The 19,265-nt window shown below is 29.8% G+C and carries 17 protein-coding genes, 2 tRNA genes and 2 rRNA genes; 8 read left to right on the top strand and 13 right to left on the bottom strand.

What is annotated here, in order from left to right; genetic code table 11:
- From ABXT61_RS00750 to pseI, 7 genes are read left to right on the top strand one after another with little or no spacing between them, the layout of a single operon-like run.
- Positions 1–249, top strand: a complete 249-nt coding sequence (locus ABXT61_RS00750) for a hypothetical protein (protein WP_415315420.1) — start codon at positions 1–3, stop codon at positions 247–249.
- Positions 249–1,202 (top strand): ketoacyl-ACP synthase III, encoded by a 954-nt coding sequence (locus tag ABXT61_RS00745; RefSeq protein WP_415315419.1) that lies wholly within the window; start codon positions 249–251, stop codon positions 1,200–1,202. Before ABXT61_RS00750 ends, ABXT61_RS00745 begins: the two co-directional genes overlap by 1 nt.
- Before the next feature lies 1 nt (position 1,203).
- On the top strand, positions 1,204–1,749 hold the full coding sequence (locus ABXT61_RS00740; protein ID WP_415315418.1) for a hypothetical protein: 546 nt from the start codon (positions 1,204–1,206) through the stop codon (positions 1,747–1,749).
- Positions 1,749–2,426, top strand: a complete 678-nt coding sequence (locus ABXT61_RS00735) for an SDR family NAD(P)-dependent oxidoreductase (RefSeq protein ID WP_415315417.1) — start codon at positions 1,749–1,751, stop codon at positions 2,424–2,426. The genes ABXT61_RS00740 and ABXT61_RS00735 overlap by 1 nt, the downstream gene beginning before the upstream one ends.
- A gap of 5 nt (positions 2,427–2,431) precedes the next feature.
- Positions 2,432–3,553, top strand: coding sequence for a hypothetical protein (locus ABXT61_RS00730; RefSeq protein WP_415315416.1), 1,122 nt, complete (start codon positions 2,432–2,434; stop codon positions 3,551–3,553).
- Positions 3,540–3,758, top strand: a complete 219-nt coding sequence (locus ABXT61_RS00725) for a hypothetical protein (protein WP_415315415.1) — start codon at positions 3,540–3,542, stop codon at positions 3,756–3,758. Before ABXT61_RS00730 ends, ABXT61_RS00725 begins: the two co-directional genes overlap by 14 nt.
- Complete coding sequence (pseI, locus tag ABXT61_RS00720) at positions 3,742–4,788, top strand: pseudaminic acid synthase (protein WP_415315414.1); 1,047 nt, start codon at positions 3,742–3,744, stop codon at positions 4,786–4,788. Before ABXT61_RS00725 ends, pseI begins: the two co-directional genes overlap by 17 nt.
- Here the strand turns inward: pseI and ABXT61_RS00715 are convergent.
- The 11 genes from ABXT61_RS00715 to ABXT61_RS00665 all read right to left on the bottom strand — a co-directional run bounded on the left by ABXT61_RS00715 (position 4,771) and on the right by ABXT61_RS00665 (position 16,300).
- Complete coding sequence (locus ABXT61_RS00715; protein WP_415315413.1) at positions 4,771–5,499, bottom strand: cytidylyltransferase domain-containing protein; 729 nt, start codon at positions 5,497–5,499, stop codon at positions 4,771–4,773. The two genes, pseI and ABXT61_RS00715, sit on opposite strands and share 18 nt — an antisense overlap.
- Positions 5,483–6,634 (bottom strand): enolase C-terminal domain-like protein, encoded by a 1,152-nt coding sequence (locus ABXT61_RS00710; protein ID WP_415315412.1) that lies wholly within the window; start codon positions 6,632–6,634, stop codon positions 5,483–5,485. Before ABXT61_RS00710 ends, ABXT61_RS00715 begins: the two co-directional genes overlap by 17 nt.
- Before the next feature lie 6 nt (positions 6,635–6,640).
- On the bottom strand, positions 6,641–7,675 hold the full coding sequence (locus tag ABXT61_RS00705; protein ID WP_415315411.1) for a Gfo/Idh/MocA family oxidoreductase: 1,035 nt from the start codon (positions 7,673–7,675) through the stop codon (positions 6,641–6,643).
- Complete coding sequence (locus ABXT61_RS00700; RefSeq protein WP_415315410.1) at positions 7,629–8,549, bottom strand: SPASM domain-containing protein; 921 nt, start codon at positions 8,547–8,549, stop codon at positions 7,629–7,631. Before ABXT61_RS00700 ends, ABXT61_RS00705 begins: the two co-directional genes overlap by 47 nt.
- Positions 8,550–8,567: 18 nt before the next feature.
- A complete protein-coding gene (gene aroF, locus ABXT61_RS00695) occupies positions 8,568–9,458 on the bottom strand; it encodes a 3-deoxy-7-phosphoheptulonate synthase (protein WP_415315409.1) in 891 nt (296 codons plus the stop codon).
- Complete coding sequence (locus ABXT61_RS00690) at positions 9,451–10,449, bottom strand: shikimate dehydrogenase family protein (protein ID WP_415315408.1); 999 nt, start codon at positions 10,447–10,449, stop codon at positions 9,451–9,453. The genes aroF and ABXT61_RS00690 overlap by 8 nt, the downstream gene beginning before the upstream one ends.
- Positions 10,450–10,460: 11 nt before the next feature.
- Positions 10,461–11,531 carry a Gfo/Idh/MocA family oxidoreductase gene (locus ABXT61_RS00685; RefSeq protein ID WP_415315407.1) on the bottom strand — a complete coding sequence of 357 codons (1,071 nt, stop codon included), beginning with the start codon at positions 11,529–11,531 and terminating at the stop codon, positions 10,461–10,463.
- Positions 11,532–11,659: 128 nt separating this feature from the next.
- Positions 11,660–14,413 (bottom strand): 23S ribosomal RNA (locus tag ABXT61_RS00680).
- 149 nt (positions 14,414–14,562) lie between these two features.
- Positions 14,563–14,638, bottom strand: a tRNA-Ala gene (locus ABXT61_RS00675).
- Positions 14,639–14,649: 11 nt separating this feature from the next.
- Positions 14,650–14,727 (bottom strand) — tRNA-Ile (locus ABXT61_RS00670).
- Positions 14,728–14,825: 98 nt separating this feature from the next.
- A 16S ribosomal RNA gene (locus ABXT61_RS00665) occupies positions 14,826–16,300 on the bottom strand.
- The 16S and 23S rRNA genes sit together here with 2 tRNA genes alongside, the layout of an rRNA operon.
- 330 nt (positions 16,301–16,630) lie before the next feature.
- Between ABXT61_RS00665 and ABXT61_RS00660 the strand changes: the two genes are divergently transcribed.
- Positions 16,631–17,929, top strand: a complete 1,299-nt coding sequence (locus ABXT61_RS00660) for a M23 family metallopeptidase (RefSeq protein ID WP_415315406.1) — start codon at positions 16,631–16,633, stop codon at positions 17,927–17,929.
- 2 nt (positions 17,930–17,931) lie between these two features.
- Here the strand turns inward: ABXT61_RS00660 and ABXT61_RS00655 are convergent, their stop codons facing one another.
- A complete protein-coding gene (locus ABXT61_RS00655; RefSeq protein WP_415315405.1) occupies positions 17,932–18,408 on the bottom strand; it encodes a DUF4167 domain-containing protein in 477 nt (158 codons plus the stop codon).
- 14 nt (positions 18,409–18,422) lie between these two features.
- Positions 18,423–19,265: a peptide chain release factor N(5)-glutamine methyltransferase gene (gene prmC, locus ABXT61_RS00650; protein WP_415315404.1), complete on the bottom strand. Its 843-nt coding sequence runs from the start codon at positions 19,263–19,265 to the stop codon at positions 18,423–18,425.

The raw sequence follows: 19,265 nt of genomic DNA, 5'->3' as shown, positions 1-19,265 counted from the left end.
ATGAAACAATTGACAGAACTAAAAATAATTGAATTATTTTCAAAAATTTTAAAAATAAAAAAAAATAAGATTGATATTAATTTATCCTCAAACAACACTGAAGAATGGGACTCTATAAACCATCTAAATTTAATGGTTGAAATCGATTCAAAGCTAAATGGAAAAGCAAAAAATATTCCAGAACTTTCTACTGCTCATAGTTTAAAGAAAATTTATGCTATTTTAAAAAAACATAAATTAATGAAATAGTGATTTACAAATCTAAAATATCTATAATTGAAACATATCTTCCTAAAAAGAAAACTTTAATCAAAAATAACAATCGGTTATTAGAAAAAACTGGAATTGAAAAAGTTTGGAAAAGTAGCAAAAATGAAACTAGCCTTGATATGGGCTATAAATCTGCTTTAAAATTAAAAAAAAAAATTAATTTAAAAAAGTTAGATGGTTTAATATTTGTCTCACAAACATCTGATTATTTTTTGCCTTCTTCCTCATGCATTTTGCAAAACAAACTTGGACTTAAAAAAAATATATTTTCATTTGATGTTAATCTTGGCTGTTCAGGATTTGTCTACGCCTTGTCTATTGCTACTTCAATGATAAATTCAAATTTAGCAAAAAATATCCTCATAATTTGTTCAGATACTTATTCAAAATTTATTAATAAAGAAAATTTATCTTGTAAATCAATATTTAGTGATGGAGCTTCTTCAATTGTTATTTCTAAATCGACTAAAAAATTAATTGGAAAATTTGATTTTGGCACTGATGGCTCAGGATCTCAGGATTTAATTGTTAAATCAGGTGGGGGTAGAACAAATTTTATAAGCTCAAAAAAACCAACTATTTCTATGGATGGAGCAAGAGTATTTAATTTTACAATAAATACAGTTCCTAAAAGTTTTAACAAAACATTAAAATTAAATAAATTAAAAAAAGATATAGTCAAAAAAGTATTTTTTCATCAAGCAAGTAAATTTGTTTTAGACAATTTAAATAAATCTTTAAATTTAAAACCTAGTCAAATGTTTTCAAATCTTAAAAATTTAGGAAACACTACTTCTTCTACAATACCTTTTGCTATTAAAGAGGCAGATAAAAAAAATTATATTAAAAAAAATGATATTATTTTTTTAAGTGGATTTGGTGTGGGATTATCATGGTCCTCTTGCGTTTTGAAGTGGGAAAAATTAAAGTAGAATGTATAATTTAGATGACATACAATTGGCTAAAGTTCAATTTAAAGACATAGAAAAACTGAGAATTGAAAGAAATAAATATTTTGTGAGATCTAAAATGATTAACCAAAAAATTATTTCTAAAAAACAACAGCTAAAATGGTTTAAATTGACCTCCAAAATGAATACTAGCTATTATTTTATAATAAATTTTAAAGGACTAACAATTGGAGCCGGTTCAATAAAAGATATTGATATAGTTAATAGTCTATGTACTTGGGGGTTTTATATATTTAAAAAATATAATGGAATTTTTGGATTACTTGCAGAAATAAAAATTTTAGATGAAATTTTAATAAAAAGAAAAATTCGAAAAATTTATGGATATACAATATCTCATAATAAACAAATCCTAAATCTTCACAAAATATGTGGCTTTGAAATAGAAGGAATTTTAAAAAAGCAATTAATAATTAACAAAAAAAAAATAGACATTATTATCACTGCTTTATTTAAAGAAAGTTGGATTAAGAATAAAAAAAAAATAGTTAAAAAATTTAAACTCTAATGATTATTATAACTGGAATTTCAGGTGGTATTGGCACCCAAATTATAAAAGAATTATCAAAGAAAAACAAAATTTTAGGTATTTATCATTTAAACAAACCTTCAATAAGGGTTAAAAATGTTGACTTTGTTAAGGTTGATATAACTAAAGAGAATGAAATTGATAAATTTGTTAGAAATTATGAAAATATAATGAAAAAAGTAACATTTATTTCTCTTTCAGCTTATAAAAAAGATAACTTGATAATTAATAAAGATTTAAATGAATGGAATAATACTATCCAAGTTAATCTTACAAGTAATTTTATCTTTGCAAAAAAGCTTATTAAAAAAATGATTTACCAAAAATGGGGAAGATTTATTTTTTTTGGATCATCTATTATTAAATATGACAGAATTGGTATTTCAGACTACTCATCATCAAAATATGGGCTACAAGGGTTGTCAGGATCAATATCAAAAGAATATAGTAAATTTAATATTACTGCCAATATATTGGAATTGGGTGCTGTTAAAACCGGTTTATACAATAAATTATCAGGGAAAAGAAAGATGCTAATAAAAAACATTAATGAAGACACTCTAGTAAATATTTCTGATATTATTAGTTCAATAAATTTTATAATAAAAAATAATTCTTTAAATAACTCAATAATTAAGCTTGATAAAGGTCTTTAAATTTAATGCATTTATTTCTAATAGATTTATTTGTAAGTCTAGATACGCTTGCGCCAATAATTAAAACAATTTCAAAAAAAAATGTGGTTATATGTAATATTAACCCTATAAATGAATTTCGATCTTTAGATTTATATAAAGAGATTAAAAAATATACCAAAAATAGCTACAATATTCCTTTGAAAAATATAGATAAAATTTTTTTTTTACTTATAAAGATATTATTTATTTTACCAAAACCCGTGTTAAAAAAATGTGGTTGGATTTGGTATAAGATATATAAAGAAAAGAAATATTCTTCAAAAAAAATAATCAAAGAATTTCTAGTATCACATGAAATCAAATCTGTAACATTTGAAGAAAGCGTACCAGATAAAACTATTGAAAAGTTTTATAATGCAGCTAAAGAATTGAATATAAGTGTAATCAAAATACCTTCTGGCATTAATACTATTAAACTACCCGCTATAGATAAGAAGTATTTGAAATTTTGTGATTTTTATTTAGCTCCAAACAAATTAAGACAAATAAAAGATGAAAAGAATAAAAAAAAAATTTATTACATTGGGTCTCTCAGATATAGTAATTATTTTATAAATTTTTTAAAAAAAATTTATAAAATAAGAAAATTAGATAGTAATAAGAAATGTGTAGGTATTTTAAATAAAGAAAGATCTCTAGAGTACCGACCTCTTATAAATATTAAAAATAATTTAATTAATAATTTTAATATTGATGTAGTTCAAAGTCTTAAACCCAGAACTGTATTTCCAATTCAGGTGTCAAATATTTTTGATAAACACTTATTAACAAGTGAGGTAATTCTCAATTGTAATATTTTATTATGTGCCAGGTCATCTTCTGTTCTTTTTGAGGCATTAATAAACAAAAAAAAAATTTTATTTTTAAATTTTATAAATGATAATCTTAAATATTCATTATTATACAAATATCAAACCTTTAAAAAAATAGATAGCGAAAATGACTTGTATAATTTAATTAAATTTAAAAAAAATTTTAACATTGATTATAATAGTAAGAAAAAAATTTTTAAAAAATTTCTTATTAATTTTTATAATGAAAAAAAATTAAAAACCAATTATATTAAATTTTATGAAAAGTTTTAAAATAAATAATAAAATAAAAATTTTCGATAAAATTGAAAAAGTTAGAGCTAAAAATAATAAAAATTGGATGGACTTACTTCGTCTTGCTTATTATCATGATAGAAAAAATACTACTATAATTCTCAATAGAATTATTAAAAAAGATCAAACTTTAATCAAACTAGCTGAATTCTTTAAAAAGAAAAAGAATGAGAATAAAAAATAGATTAATATCAAACAACCATTCACCTTTAATTGTTGGTGAGGTTTCAGCGAATCATAGTAAATCTTTAAAAAAGATTTACAGAATTATCGATTGTGCTTCAGAAATAGGATTAGAAGCAATAAAATTTCAAACATTTGATCTTGATGAAATGACATTAAATTTAAATTTAAATGAATTTAAATTAGCAAATAACTTTTCAAATAAAAAATGGAATAATAGAAATCTCTATAGTTTGTATAAAGATGCTCAACTACCATTTGAATGGCATAAAAAAATTTTTAAGCACGCAGAAAAAAAAGGCTTAATTTGTTTTAGCTCAGTATTTGATAATAAATCTTTAAATCTTTTAGAAAATTTGAATTGTCCTGCTTATAAAATAGCATCTATGGAAAATTTACATTTTCCACTAATTAAGAATGTTCTTAAAAAAAATAAACCAACCATCATTTCCACTGGAACTCTAAATTTTAGTGAAATAAAAAAACTATTAGATTTTACAAGTAAAAAAATTAAATCTTTAATAATGATGTATTGTTTAACTGAATACCCTGCGAAATATAAAAACTTAAATTTTAATTTTATAAAAAGGTTAAAAAAAAACAAAAATTTAATTGTTGGCTTCTCTGACCATACCAAAGACAATATTGCAGCTATAACTGCTACCTCTTTAGGAGTTAACATAATTGAAAAACACTTCAAATTATACGAAAAAGATAACACTCTAGATTCAGAATTTTCATTTGGGCCCAAACAAATGGAAAAATTAATCATTGATACAAGAAATGTTTGGCAAACTTTTCAAAATAAAAGTGACGATATTTCTATTGACGAAAAATTTTATAAGAAATTTAGAAGATCTATCTATACCATAAAAGCAATAAACAAAGGCGATAAAATCACAAAAGAAAATATTAAGATAATCAGGCCAGGTCTTGGTTTGGAACCAAAATATTATGAAAAAATATTAGGTAAAAAAATGAATAAAAAAATTGACGCAGGTGTCGGATTAAAACTAAAGTTTATATCTTAGTGCTAAATAGCTTGCGAATTCTAAATCAATTTTTCTATCAATATTAACACTTTCTATATCATCAACAATTACACCTAAGGGTTTTTTTCCAAAACAAAAGTCTTTTTCATTGTAGGAACAAATTAATTCATTTGTACGACCATAAATTCCACCAGACGTACAATAAAGTTCTGGTAAATCTTGCCGCGAAATAAATTTTTCTACATTTACATTTTTAATAAATGGACCAAACATAAGATTTTTTTTATTAAAACTTTTTGCTCTATACGGATGCTCGTGCTCTATTCGTTTCAATGTAACTACGCAATCGCTTTTTTTTGATTTAAGTAAATTAACTATTTTGTTTATTGTATTAGTTTTTATAAAGGGACATGTTGGAGCAACTTGTAAAACAAAATCGTAAAAAACACCTTGTTTATTTAGTTTTTTTGCTACATACATTGGAACTGAGATCAATGGAGTTTTGTCTTTTGAATATCTTTTTGGTCTTTTATCAAATAATATATTGGGGTAAAATTCTTTTACAGTTTCCATTATCTTTTTTGAGTCTGTAGATAAACAAACCGTGTCTACAAAATTTGATTTAAGCAAATTCCTTATTGAATAATAAACAAGTGGTTTCCCATTTATTAAGCGAAGGTTCTTATTTTTTATTCCTTTCGATCCACCTCTTGCAGCTACTACAGCTAAAACTTTATATTTTTTTTTCATAAATTTCGAGGTTTTTTGTTTTTGAATTTTGTATTGTTACACCATATCCTATCATCTCTCTAAAATCAATTTTCCCATATTTAACTTCTTGTTTTCCTATATTAAAAAAATTATCATACGGGTTTGGAATTATATTTTTTTCTATTAATATTTTATTTTTTAAAGAAAATGCAAAATTAATATTAGATAAAAAGTTTATTTTATTACACCAGTTATGTAATATAATTTTCTCATAGCCAATTTTATCAATCATTGAGTTAATTTCACTAAAAAGCATTAAATTTGTATCTGGTTGAAAAAAATTAAAATATTTTTTTTTATTCCATTTATGAAATAATTCAATATTATTGATATGCTCTCCTCCAGCTATATTTATGTTTGTTTTAATTTTATTTAATAATTCATATGACTTGAGGCTTCTTTTAAATGGCTCTTCTATAAAATAATAGTCGTACTCTTTGAATATATCAAAAAGATACCTGGTCTCTCTAATGTTTCCACATCTACACCCCAAATCTATCATTATTTTAAATCTAGGACCCAATTTTAACCTTAATTTACTTGAGAATAACTCTATAGATTTAATATCAATGGGTGGTGGATTCTTCATTCTTTGTTGATGAGACAAGTTATTTGCTGGCATTAATGGTCTATATTTATAACCTTTGAAACCATCTCTTTTAGACTTTATTGCTTCATTTAATAATTTTTGATAATTCTGTCCTTCAAAAAACATTCCTCCACTTGCATAAAAATCTAAGTTTGAAAGTGATTTATTTCTTAAAATTTTAGAAACATTCTTTTTTTTTTCTTTAGAAAAAATCTCAAATATTGCCTGATCAAATGCAGGTAATAATGAATTTAATAAACTATTCTGGCAATTTTTTTTTAATCTTGCTACATAAGAAGTATTTAGTTTTTTATTTTGAAAATACTTAAGATAAGTTTTTTCAATCATTTTTATTAAATTTACTGGGTCAGTAATATAAGGAGAGGGCTCTCCAAAGCCTTCATGATTATCTTCACTAATTAATTTTATAAAAACAAAGCCTTGTCTATAGAAAGTTGGTCTAGGATAAGCAGATTCATATTTTTTTTTTTTAAGAAAATAAACTTTTATATTTTTAATACGCATTTTATTTTATCTGAGTAATTCGCATACTTCATAAATTTTTTCTAAATCCTTTATTGAAGTTGTAAGTACTGATTTTCTTTTATTATGAAAGTGATTAATAAAATCATAGTATTGAAATCTTAAGCCTGGCTTAAACTTATTATCTACACCCTTTTGAACTGACTTTAAAAAATAATTACTCACATTTTTTTTACTTTTTTTATTTATACTAGTGAATATTTTAATTTTCTCTATTGGCGAAATTTCAACTATATTTTTATTAAAAAAAAATTTAATTGAATGATTATTGGGTAAATCTGGAAAATTAAAAATATCAAATTTAATTTTTTTTTTTTTAAGTTTTGCAACAATACTAACTTTTTTAAAATTTAATTTATTACTTTTTTCTATGTCTTCTTTAATAATCTTAATAATCTTAATATTACAAATCTTAAAAACTTTAAAAATTAAAGATATCCAATGTGAGGTGATATAGTTTGGTATAAAAGATTTTGGCACCTTATGTTTTTTAGACACATACTTATATGCATCAAAAAAAAACGCATTTCCATAGGTTAACAAATTTTTATTTATAAAATTACATAGAAAAAAAATATAATCATAGTAATTACGGTTATAAGCAAATGACATTTTTTTAATTGAAGGAAAATTTTTTAGTTTTAAAACTCTGTTAACACTACTGGAACTTAAAGTTAAAGACTTTTCAAATAAAATTGGTTTTTTAATTTTTGAAATTTTAAAAAAAACCTCTTCTAGCCTATGCCACGATGTACATACAATCCATACATCAACTTTATCTGCTAGTAACACTTCTTTGTAATCTTTTAAATATTTAGCTTTATTTTTTTTTGCAATTAATTGTGCTCTTTTATTATCTGAAGGAGAAAATAAACAGGTTAATGTATGATTAAATGATCTAATCACTGCAATATATTCCATTGCCATTTTACCTGACCCTATGATGCCTACATTTATTTTATTTTTTATACTAAGTTTATTTGGAAAGATAATTTTTCCATTTTTCAAAAGATTTTTTTCCATTCAATATTCCATTTACATCACAAACATTACAGGGTTTGTGATTTCTGTCACTATTAAGTAATTTTTTTCTTAAATCTATAAATTTATCATTTGACCATATTGTTAACAACGAGTCATTTGAAAGGTTGCCCATTGTTTTTTCTTTTTTCCAATCATTTGAACACATCAGAACGTCACCATCATGATCAATTAAGATTTTGTAAAAAGGGTAATAGCAAGGTTGTTTTAGTGGCTCTTTAAGAGCCTTGAGTTCAAATTCTTCATTTTTAAGAGTGACTGAACCTGCTCTATTAGAAATTGTAATACCAAAACTTTCATCGGGACCTAAATATCTTTTTCTGACTATATATTGTTCCTCTGACAAATTTAAATCTTTTTTTATATTATCAAATAATGCAATTTGATGTGGGCCATCATATAAACTAATTTTAATTGTGTCCAAGCCAGCCTTATAGAGGTTCGTTAATCTTTCTTTTCCATTTTTAGCAAGAAGTGGATCTCCATTACTCACTACTTCAACTGTTGTTTTGGTAAGTTTTTTTTTTATCTTTAGAATATACTTATCTAAATTTTTTGACAGTAATGGTTCGCAAAAACCTGAAAATGCTATTCTCCCTTGATAATTAATTGAGTCTAAATCAGAAAGTAATTCATCAAACACTTTCATATTTAGAGAGCTTAAAATATTTGGATAACCCTCTTTATCAACTCTTGGACAAAAAAAACATCTTCTATTACAAGCTCCATTTATACTTATCTCTACAGATGAGAATGGTGGTGCTCCATCCCTTAAATTTTTTGCCGTTTCTAAGTGTTTGTCTAAAAAATCGTCAATTCTTTTAATATTAATATCTGTAAAAAGTTTTTTCTTCATAAATAAAATTTTTAAGAATTATGTAAATATCTTTTTATCCATTATTAATTTTGAAAGCTTATCCATTTGAAACATCAAAGATTTAAAATCGTCATAATTAATAGGTTGTAGTGGATCAACTGCTGAGTTCTCTGGGTCTGGATGCACTTCAAGCATAATACCGTCAGCTCCACTTGCAATTGATGCAAGTGCCATAGGTTTTATCCAAGCTCTCCAAAAAGTTGCGTGAGAAGGATCTACTACTATGGGTAAATGAGTGACTTCTTGAGCTGCAGGAACAACTTGTAAATCAAGTAAAAATCTAGAAGTGGCTCTATGAGTATGTGGGACCGAAACACCTCTTTCACATAAAATAACTTTTTCATTTCCTTCGATCAAAGCATACTCTGCAGATCCAAGCCAATCTCTTAGGGAGGATCCATAATGTCTTTTAATCATTATTGGTTTTTGAGTTTTGGCACATGCAGTGATTAATGGATAATTCTGCATATTTCTTGAACCAATTTGTAAAATGTCTGAAACTTCAGAAATCATTTCAATATATTTTTCTTCCATAACTTCAGTAATGACAGGAATGTTGTATTTCTCTTTTGCTAATCCCAACCACTTTATTCCATCTTCTCTGGTTTCTGTATATTTCTTGTTTCTATATGGAAATGTAAGAGGCTTAAAAGCCCCCCCTCTCATAAAATGAGCACCTATAGATTTAATATTTTTAGCAACGTCAAATATTAAATCTTTGCTTTCTACCATATTAGGTCCTGCAAAAATTGGGATTAAATCTCCACCAAACTCAACACCAGCAACTGTAAATTTGGATTTATGATCATATTTTTTTTTTGCAGCTAATGGAAATTTAGTTTTTAGATCCTCATCACTGATGTCTTTTCCTGGAAATTTATTATCCATTATTAATCATTTTTTTTTTTATAAAATCGTAACTATTTGATTTATTGACTATCATAAAGCCCTTTACTGCCTGAGTTAAATTCATTTCTAAGCCATTATAAATCTTATTTCCATAAAATTCTGCAATCTTTAGTAATTTTGTTTTTTTTGGATTATAGATTATATCGAAAAATTCAATATTAGGCCTATTTAAAAAAAAATTTTTTATATTCATTCTATCTGTCATTAACAATTCTTCATTTTTATTAATAAATTTACTTTGATTTTTACTTTTAATCTTTTTAATTTTTGTCAAATTTGAAAATGGAGTAAAAAATTTTAAATTAAATAATTCTTTATCTTTTTTAACCCAAGAATCAAAACCGATACTTGTTGCATTTACTACTAAAGAAAAATCTTTAATATTTAAGATATGTTTTAAATTTTGAATTATTTTAAAATTATTTTTTATTTCTAGTTCTTTTGCTAATTTTTTTATTTTATTACTATTACGATTATAAAAAATAAATTCAGAATTTTTAAACTTTTTAGTTAAGGATAGAATGACAGGCCTAGCAGCACCACCAGCACCTAATACTAATATTTTTTTTTGTTTTTTAATTTTTTTTATTACCTCTAGTGATCCAAAAAAATCTGTGTTAAATCCCGACAATTTATTTCCATTTTTTACAATCGTATTCACTGAACCTATTTTTTTTGAGTTTTTATCAATATTATCTAGATACTTCATAATTAAAACTTTGTATGGAGCGGTTACTGACCCACCTAAATAATTTTTTTCATTTTTAAGAAATCTTAATAAATTATTAATATTATTTTTTGAAACATCCGCAGGGTACATTCTTATTCTTGATTTTTGAGCTTTATAAACTCTATTCCATAACTTTGGGGATCTAGCTCCTTTTGATGGGGTTTCTCCAATAATTAGGGAATATTTAGATTCTTTTTTAATTTTCAATCTATTGTTTAAAAAATGATTCAAGTAATTCATTTTTATAATACTTAGTTTCCAAGCTTAGAGATAATTTTTTTATTATCATAATAAATCCAACTATTTTTTTCATAACTCATATACATCATATTTAAAAGTTTAAGTGTTGGAAGTGCATCTATTGCTTTTAGAGGAAGTTCATTTTTATAACCTTTCTTTTTTAAATTTTCATTAATTATATTTTGAAATACTCTAAAATGAGAATTTCCATAACCAGTATTAACTTTTTCAGAATTTTTTTTACATAATTTTTTTAATTTAAAGTTCTTATTGTTCTTTAGATCAATGTGTTCAATTTTATTACAACAAAGACCTTGCAAGTTAAAGATTTTATCTTGCATAGTTAACTTAATCGATGCTTCAAAATCTTGTGGCCTTAATGCAGTTGTAAAGTTACAGGTGCAAGTAATATCATTTTTAAAAACAATTAAAGAAATGTGTGTGTCTTCTGCTTCAAGCTTATTTGATTTTTTTAAAATATAGCTTATGCATTTAATTGGTGATCCAAATAAGTAGCACAATATATCAATGTAATGAATACCTTGTTGGGAGGCTACTCCTCCATCAAGTTTCCAGCTTCCATGCCAATCATTATAATAGTTTTGATCTCTTGACCAACTCAAATTTAATGTTGAAAAAATAATTATATTTTTGTTATTTTGAAGATAGTTTTTTAAAAATTTGACCGATTTATTTAATCTATTTTGATAAATTGAATAAAACTTTAATTTTTTAATCTTAGCAATTTTATCTAATTCATTTAATTGATTAATTTTTAAAACTGGAGGTTTTTCAACAATAACGTTTTGATTATATTTAAAACATTCTTTTATATGGGAATAATGATTTCCAGACTCAGTAGCAATATATATAAAATCATATTCTTTAGATAGAAAACTATCTAAATCTTTACTTGCTTCACAATTAAAAATTTTTTGAAATTTTTTTTTTTTACTTTTATTGATATCAAATATATTTGTAACTTTAGAACCCTTAAGTTCTTTTAAGAAAACATTAGCAACTCTTTTTTCAACAACTCTACCAAGTCCTAGAATTCCAAAATTTACATAATTATTTTTCATTTAATTAATTAATTAAATTATATTTTTTTAAAAGATAAATGAAATAAAAAAACCCCAGTGGTTTAGGCTGGGGTTATAAAATAAAATATTAATTACCTTTTAATTACTTAAAAATTTTTTTCAGTGCATAAATCAAGCCAATTGAGCTATTAGTACTGGTCAGCTACACGCATTACTGCGCTTCCACATCCAGCCTATCAACGTGGTGGTCTACCACGGCTCTATAGGAAGAACTAGTTTTGAGGTGAGTTTCCCGCTTAGATGCTTTCAGCAGTTATCTCTTCCATACTTAGCTACCCTGCACTGCGGCTGGCGCCACAACAGGTCCACCAGTGGTATGTTCAACCCGGTCCTCTCGTACTAGGGTCAACTCCTCTCAATTCTTCTACACGCATAGCAGATAGGGACCGAACTGTCTCACGACGTTCTGAACCCAGCTCACGTACCACTTTAATTGGCGAACAGCCAAACCCTTGGGACCTGCTCCAGCCCCAGGATGTGATGAGCCGACATCGAGGTGCCAAACACTGCCGTCGATATGAGCTCTTGGGCAGTATCAGCCTGTTATCCCCGGCGTACCTTTTATCCGTTGAGCGATGCCCCTTCCACTCAGAAGCACCGGATCACTATGACCGACTTTCGTCTCTGCTCGACTTGTCAGTCTCACAGTCAGGCAGGCTTATGCCATTGCACTCTACGAACGATTTCTGACCGTTCTGAGCCTACCTTCGCACGCCTCCGTTACTATTTGGGAGGCGACCGCCCCAGTCAAACTACCCACCATACAATGTCTCGCTGCCGGATGACGGCTAGCGGTTAGATGTCAAGAAAAACAAAAGAGGTATTTCACTGGTGACTCCACAAAAGCTAACGCCTTTGCTTCAAAGTCTCCCTCCTATGCTAAATATGTTTTTCCTAACACCAATGTAAAGTTGCAGTAAAGGTGCACGGGGTCTTTCCGTCTAACTACGCGAACTCCGCATCTTCACGGAGAATTCAATTTCACTGAGTTGATGTTGGAGACAGCGGAGAAATCGTTACGCCATTCATGCAGGTCGGAACTTACCCGACAAGGAATTTCGCTACCTTAGGACCGTTATAGTTACGGCCGCCGTTTACTGGGGCTTCAGAAGTTAGCTTGCACCAACCGCATTAACCTTCCAGCACCGGGCAGGCGTCAGACCCTATACATCCACTTACGTGTTAGCAGAGCCCTGTGTTTTTGATAAACAGTCGCTTCTCCCTGGCTTGTGCCACCCTTCCATAGTTGCCTACAAAAGGGTCTTCCTTATCCCGAAGTTACGGAAGCATTTTGCCGAGTTCCTTCAACATCATTCTCTCAAGCGCCTAAATATACTCTATTAATCTACCTGTGTCGGTTTCGGGTACGGTCTTCATGATGGAGCTATTTCTTGGGACCTCTTCGCGGCAAGTTCAATCCATTAAGAACTCACAACTTACGAAATCCGTCACTACCATCAGGTCAAGGAATATTAACCTTGTTTCCATCGACTACGGCTTTCGCCCTCGCCTTAGGTGCCGACTAACTCTACGCGGATTAACCTTGCATAGAAACCCTTAGATTTTCGGCGACGAAGTTTTTCACTTCGTTTATCGTTACTTATGTCAGCATTCGCACTTCTGATACCTCCAGGATCCCTCACGGGTATCCCTTCGCAGGCTTACAGAACGTTCCGCTACCCCTTACAAAGTTCGAAAACTTTGCAAAGCCACAGATTCGGTACATGATTTTAGCCCCGTTACATCTTCGGCGCAGAAACTCTATTAGACCGGTGAGCTGTTACGCTATCTTTAAAGGATGGCTGCTTCTAAGCCAACCTCCCGGCTGTTAAGGAATTTCCACATCCTTTCACACTTAATCATGATTTTGGGACCTTATCTGGTGGTCTGGGCTCTTTCCCTCTCGACCATGGACCTTAGCACCCACAGTCTGTCTGCCGAAGAACAATGTCTAGCATTCGGAGTTTTATTAGGTTTGGTAAGAATCTCTTCCCCCTAGCCCATTTAGTGCTCTACCTCTAAACATCTATTTATTCGACGCACTACCTAAATAGTTTTCGCGGAAAACCAGCTATCTACGAATTTGGTTGGCCTTTCACCCCTTACCACAAGTCATCCAAAGACTTTTCAACGTCAACTGGTTCGGTCCTCCGGTTGGTGTTACCCAACTTTCAACCTGCTCATGGTAAGCTCATTCGTTTTCGGGTCTAATTCATTAAACTAATCGCCCTATTAAGACTTGCTTTCGCTGCGCCTACACCTAGATGGCTTAAGCTTGCTTAATAAATTAAGTCACTGACCCATTATACAAAAGGTACGCCCTCACCCTAAAAAGGGCTCGGACTGATTGTAGGCATGCAGTTTCAGGTTCTATTTCACTCCCCTAATAGGGGTTCTTTTCACCTTTCCCTCACGGTACTAGTTCACTATCGGTCACTGAAGAGTATTTAGGCTTAGAGGGTGGTCCCCCTATATTCGAGCAGGATTTCTCGTGTCCCGCTTTACTCAAGAATTTTGTTAAACATTACTCATACGGGACTATCACCCTCTATGGTTAGCATTTCCAAACTATTCAAATTTTTCTAACAAAACTACTGGCCTACTCCGCGTTCGCTCGCCACTACTAACGGAATCTCAATTGATTTCTTTTCCTCTGGTTACTTAGATGTTTCAGTTCTCCAGGTTGTCTCTTTAAACCTATGTATTCAGCTTAAAGTACCACATAAAGTGGTGGGTTTCCCCATTCGGAAATTTTCGGATCAAAGCTTACATACAGCTCCCCGAAACTTATCGCAGTATATCACGTCCTTCATCGGCTTTCAGTGCCAAGGCATTCACTACACGCCCTTAAACGCTTGATTTATGCACAGAAAAAAATTCTTTTAACAGAAAATTTATCTATGTTGTGATCAAATTTTTATTTTGAACATTAAATAATAACTTTTAATGTTCGGATATAGATATTGATATAAATTATTTTTATTTACAGTTTTAATAACTAAATGTTTCCTGGTGGAGGATACAGGGATCGAACCTGCTACCTCCTGAATGCAAATCAGGCGCTCTCCCAGATGAGCTAATCCCCCATTTAGGTTTTTGGTGGGCCGAGAAAGACTTCGAACTTTCGACCCCACCCTTATCAAGGGTGTGCTCTAACCAACTGAGCTACCGGCCCTACAAGAAGGAAACATTATTTTAAGAAGAGAAATGAGGACGGTCAACATTACCGATGTATATTATTTAGAGTGAAATTTTACTTTCACTCATCCTTAGAAAGGAGGTAATCCAGCCGCAGGTTCCCCTACGGCTACCTTGTTACGACTTCACCCCAGTCGCTGACTATACCGTGGTCAAGGGTTTGAAACCTTGCCTTAAGGTAGAACCAACTCCCATGGTGTGACGGGCGGTGTGTACAAGACCCGGGAACGCATTCACCGTGGCACGCTGATCCACGATTACTAGTAATTCCAGCTTCATGCACTCGAGTTGCAGAGTGCAATCCGAACTGAGGCATCTTTTCGGGATTTGCTTAACGTTGCCGTTTTGCTTCCTGTTGTAGATGCCATTGTAGCACGTGTGTAGCCCAACACGTAAGGGCCATGAGGACTTGACGTCATCCCCACCTTCCTCCAGCTTATCACTGGCAGTTCTTTCAGAGTGCCCAACTTAATGATGGCAACTAAAAGTGAGGGTTGCGCTCGTTGCGGGACTTAACCCAACATCTCACGACACGAGCTGACGACAGCCATGCAGCACCTGTGTTTCGTCCGGCCGAACCGAAAACTCTAATCTCTTAGAGTCGCGACGAACATGTCAAGTGTTGGTAAGGTTCTGCGCGTATCTTCGAATTAAACCACATGCTCCACTACTTGTGCGGGTCCCCGTCAATTCATTTGAGTTTTAACCTTGCGGTCGTACTCCCCAGGCGGTGTGTTTATCGGTTTCCCTGCGACACTGAAAATAAATTTCCAACGTCTAACACACATCGTTTACGGCATGGACTACGAGGGTATCTAATCCTCTTCGCTACCCATGCTTTCGTTCCTCAGTGTCAGTAATGATCCAGAAAGCTGCCTTCGCAATTGGTATTCTTTCTAATATCTACGAATTTCACCTCTACACTAGAAATTCTGCTTTCCTCTATCATACTCTAGCTGAAAAGTTTTGATGGCAGTTCCAGAGTTAAGCTCTGGGATTTCACCACCAACTTTTTCAACCACCTACGAACTCTTTAAGCCCAGTAATTCCGAACTACGCTAGGTCCCTTCGTATTACCGCGGCTGCTGGCACGAAGTTAGCCGGACCTTCTTATTCGGGTACAGTCATTTTCTTCCCCGACGAAAGAGCTTTACAACCCAAAGGCCTTCTTCACTCACGCGGCATCGCTGCATCAGAGTTTCCTCCATTGTGCAAGATTCCCCACTGCTGCCTCCCGTAGGAGTTTGGGCCGTGTCTCAGTCCCAATGTGGCTGATCATCCTCTCAAATCAGCTATTGATCATAGTCTTGGTAGGCCATTACCCTACCAACAAACTAATCAAGTGCGGGCTCATCCAATGGTGCATAAAGCTTTCTCCGTAAAGACTTATCCGGTATTAGCACAAGTTTCCTCGTGTTATTCCAGGCCAAAGGGTAGATACCCACATGTTACTCACCCGTCTGCCACTAAGTATTGCTACTTCGTTCGACTTGCATGTGTTAGGCGTGCCGCCAGCGTACGTTCTGAGCCATGATCAAACTCTCAAGTTAAAAAACGGCGCACACTAGCTTCATATATAAATTGTAAGAATACAATCCATACGATTTTGAAGTGTGTACGACAAATTTTGGTAACCTTAACCGTCCACACTTCTCTTCTTAAATTTTTACTTTTTAAATAGCTAATTGGGTCTAAAAAGCCCAATAATCCTCACTAATCTATTGAGTAAACAATAATTTTACTGAGAAAGTGTGCTGCTTATAAGCTAAAATAAAAGTAAATCAAGCATTTAGCATTTAAATAAATGTTCAAATATACCAATAAACACAAGGTTTTTTTTGATTTTTAGTCATTACTAAATTAATAATTCAATATTCAAGATGATATTTAGTTCAAATAAAATATTAGAAATAATAAAAAAAAACGTTGAGATTACTTTTCTTTTCTCGTTAGTGTTAATTACGATTTCAAGCACCACTATCTATAACAAAAAAAAAATATTAATAAATGAAAATTACAAAAATTTAATAAATAATATTTATTTCCAAAAAAGTATTAACCAAATTTTTAATAATCTAGTTCCAAGATATAAAAATATTGATCATAAAATTTCTAGTGGTGAAACGTTTGATAAAATTTTAAATAATTATTCAATACCAAATGAAGAAATTAATCAGATCAAAAAAAAATTAAATTCAGATTATGATATAAATAATCTTAAGACAAATCTTGAAATAAAAATTACTATTGATCAATCAAATAATAAAAAAATTACTTCTTTTTTATTTCCAGTCTCTAGAACAGAAAAAATTCAATTAACAAGAAATCTAGATAATAATCTTTTTGAAAAAAAAATGATTATTACAAATCTAAATAAAAAAATTATTTTTAAGGAAGGAAAAATTACACAAAGTTTATACAAAACAGCTAATGATTTAAAAGTTCAGCCAAACATGATTATTGAGTTTGCAAGAATTTATGGATTCCAAGTTGATTTTCAAAGAGATATTAGAAAAAATGATAATTTTCAAATCATGTATGAAGTGTTTGAAGATGATGATGGTAAAATATTTGAAACAGGTAATATAATTTTTGCAGATCTAAAATTAAGTGGAAAAAACAATGCGTTATATTATTTTGAAAAAAAAGGAAGTGAGGGACACTATGATGAGAATGGTAAGAGTGTTGAAAAAGCATTGATGAAAACCCCTATTAATGGTGCAAGACTTTCTTCTGCTTTTGGTATGAGAAAACATCCTATAGATGGTTTTAATAAAATGCATAAAGGAACTGACTTTGCAGCCCCGATGGGCACTCCTATTATGGCATCTGGAAGTGGACTAATAACGAGAGCAAGATGGTGTGGTGGTGGTGGAAATTGCATTAAAATAAAACATAATTCAACTTATGAAACTATTTATGCCCATATGAAAAATTTTGCTAGAGGAATAAAAGAGGGAATAAGAGTAAAACAGGGCCAGATAATTGGTTATGTCGGGTCTACTGGAAAATCTACAGGTCCACATCTACATTATGAGGTAGTTGTAAATGGAAAAAAAGTTAACTCTCAAAAATTAAAGTTGCCTTCTGGCAAAACTCTTAAGAGAAAAGAAAGAAAAATATTTGAGGTAGAAAAAATTAAATTAGATGTTTTAAAATCAGAATTGATTATTGGATAAAATTAACTAGCAGCAACTTTCTTTTCAACTACTTTTTTATCTATACTTTTTGCAACTTTTTTAGCCTCAGGTTCAGACACTTCTTTTTTGACTGTTTCGGCTTCAGTTTTAACAACTTCTTCAACTTTTTTTTCTGAATCCACTGGCTTAATAGTTCCAGTTGTAGGTGAATTTACTCTAGCCATTCTAAAGCTTTCTTGCTCGTTTTGAACTCTTGTAAAGTGATCTGCGTGTTGAAAATAATTTTCAGATAAAATTTTATCTTCATTGGCTAAAGCTTCTCTCGCTAAATCATTGTATTTTTCAATAAGTTTAACGGCATTATGATTATTTCTACCTGGAACTTTTCTTTGAAAATTATCATTGTTAGAAAATTTTGACCCTTCATTATTGCTTCTAAATGGAGGTCTTCTATTATTATTGCTTCTAAACGGAGGTCTTCTATTATTATTACTATTATTACTTCTAAATGTTACCATAATATTTTTACAATTTAAATTTTAGTGCTGATTATACAGCGATCATTGTTGCCATAATCTTTTATGGCTTTATTAACGTAAAAACCTTCTTCTTTTAATATTTTTATAACTTTATTTTTTTGATTAAAACCTATCTCTAAAATAAATTTACCCTTTTTCTTAATCAGAATACTTGCCTTATTGATTACTCTTCTGATTTTTGAAAAACCATCAAACCCACCACTTAAAGCTAACTTTGGCTCAAAATTAACTACATCTTTTTCCAAATATTTTAAACTCAATTGTTCAATATATGGAGGATTTGAAACAATGATATCATATTTGCCATTATTAAAATTGTCAACACTTGAGTGAAAAAACTTTACTCGATTAGTTAAATTTAGTTGTTTTGCGTTAAATTTACTTACATTTATACTTTTTTTAGAAATATCTATTCCAGTTCCATAAAAATTAGATCTCTCTTTTAGTATGGATAAAAGAATGCATCCAGATCCAGTTCCAATATCAAGAACTTGCAATTGAACATGTTTTGAATAAATTTTTAAAACTTGTTCTATTATTAGTTCACTATCAGGTCTTGGAATTAGCACATCTTTATTAACAAAAAATTCATCTTTCCAAAACTCTTTTTTGTTTATTATGTAGGCAATTGGTTCACCTTTTTTTCTTCTTTCAATTAAACTTTTAAATTTTCCTAATTGTTCTGAGTTTAAAATTTCTTTAGGATTTAAAATGATATGTTTTTTATCTCTTTTAATCGAGTTAGATAATAATATCTCACTATCAAGTCGAGGATTAGCTGTCTTATTTTTTTGTAGGATATTTATTCCTTTATTCAAAATATTTTCTATATTCAT

Source organism: Candidatus Pelagibacter sp. Uisw_137, assembly GCF_047720245.1.
Taxonomy (GTDB): domain Bacteria; phylum Pseudomonadota; class Alphaproteobacteria; order Pelagibacterales; family Pelagibacteraceae; genus Pelagibacter.
Note: the sequence above shows the minus strand (reverse complement) of the source record. Positions and strands in the feature narration are given on the sequence as shown.

Bases quoted from the DNA above. Each gene is read 5' to 3' on its own strand.
- ABXT61_RS00750 (WP_415315420.1), top strand. From the start codon at position 1: ATGAAACAATTGACAGAACTAAAAATAATTGAATTATTTTCAAAAATT.
- ABXT61_RS00740 (WP_415315418.1), top strand. From the start codon at position 1,204: ATGTATAATTTAGATGACATACAATTGGCTAAAGTTCAATTTAAAGAC.
- ABXT61_RS00735 (WP_415315417.1), top strand. From the start codon at position 1,749: ATGATTATTATAACTGGAATTTCAGGTGGTATTGGCACCCAAATTATA.
- ABXT61_RS00730 (WP_415315416.1), top strand. From the start codon at position 2,432: ATGCATTTATTTCTAATAGATTTATTTGTAAGTCTAGATACGCTTGCG.
- ABXT61_RS00725 (WP_415315415.1), top strand. From the start codon at position 3,540: ATGAAAAGTTTTAAAATAAATAATAAAATAAAAATTTTCGATAAAATT.
- pseI (WP_415315414.1), top strand. From the start codon at position 3,742: ATGAGAATAAAAAATAGATTAATATCAAACAACCATTCACCTTTAATT.
- ABXT61_RS00715 (WP_415315413.1), bottom strand. From the start codon at position 5,499: ATGAAAAAAAAATATAAAGTTTTAGCTGTAGTAGCTGCAAGAGGTGGA.
- ABXT61_RS00710 (WP_415315412.1), bottom strand. From the start codon at position 6,634: ATGCGTATTAAAAATATAAAAGTTTATTTTCTTAAAAAAAAAAAATAT.
- ABXT61_RS00705 (WP_415315411.1), bottom strand. From the start codon at position 7,675: ATGGAAAAAAATCTTTTGAAAAATGGAAAAATTATCTTTCCAAATAAA.
- ABXT61_RS00700 (WP_415315410.1), bottom strand. From the start codon at position 8,549: ATGAAGAAAAAACTTTTTACAGATATTAATATTAAAAGAATTGACGAT.
- aroF (WP_415315409.1), bottom strand. From the start codon at position 9,458: ATGGATAATAAATTTCCAGGAAAAGACATCAGTGATGAGGATCTAAAA.
- ABXT61_RS00690 (WP_415315408.1), bottom strand. From the start codon at position 10,449: ATGAATTACTTGAATCATTTTTTAAACAATAGATTGAAAATTAAAAAA.
- ABXT61_RS00685 (WP_415315407.1), bottom strand. From the start codon at position 11,531: ATGAAAAATAATTATGTAAATTTTGGAATTCTAGGACTTGGTAGAGTT.
- ABXT61_RS00660 (WP_415315406.1), top strand. From the start codon at position 16,631: ATGATATTTAGTTCAAATAAAATATTAGAAATAATAAAAAAAAACGTT.
- ABXT61_RS00655 (WP_415315405.1), bottom strand. From the start codon at position 18,408: ATGGTAACATTTAGAAGTAATAATAGTAATAATAATAGAAGACCTCCG.
- prmC (WP_415315404.1), bottom strand. From the start codon at position 19,265: ATGAATATAGAAAATATTTTGAATAAAGGAATAAATATCCTACAAAAA.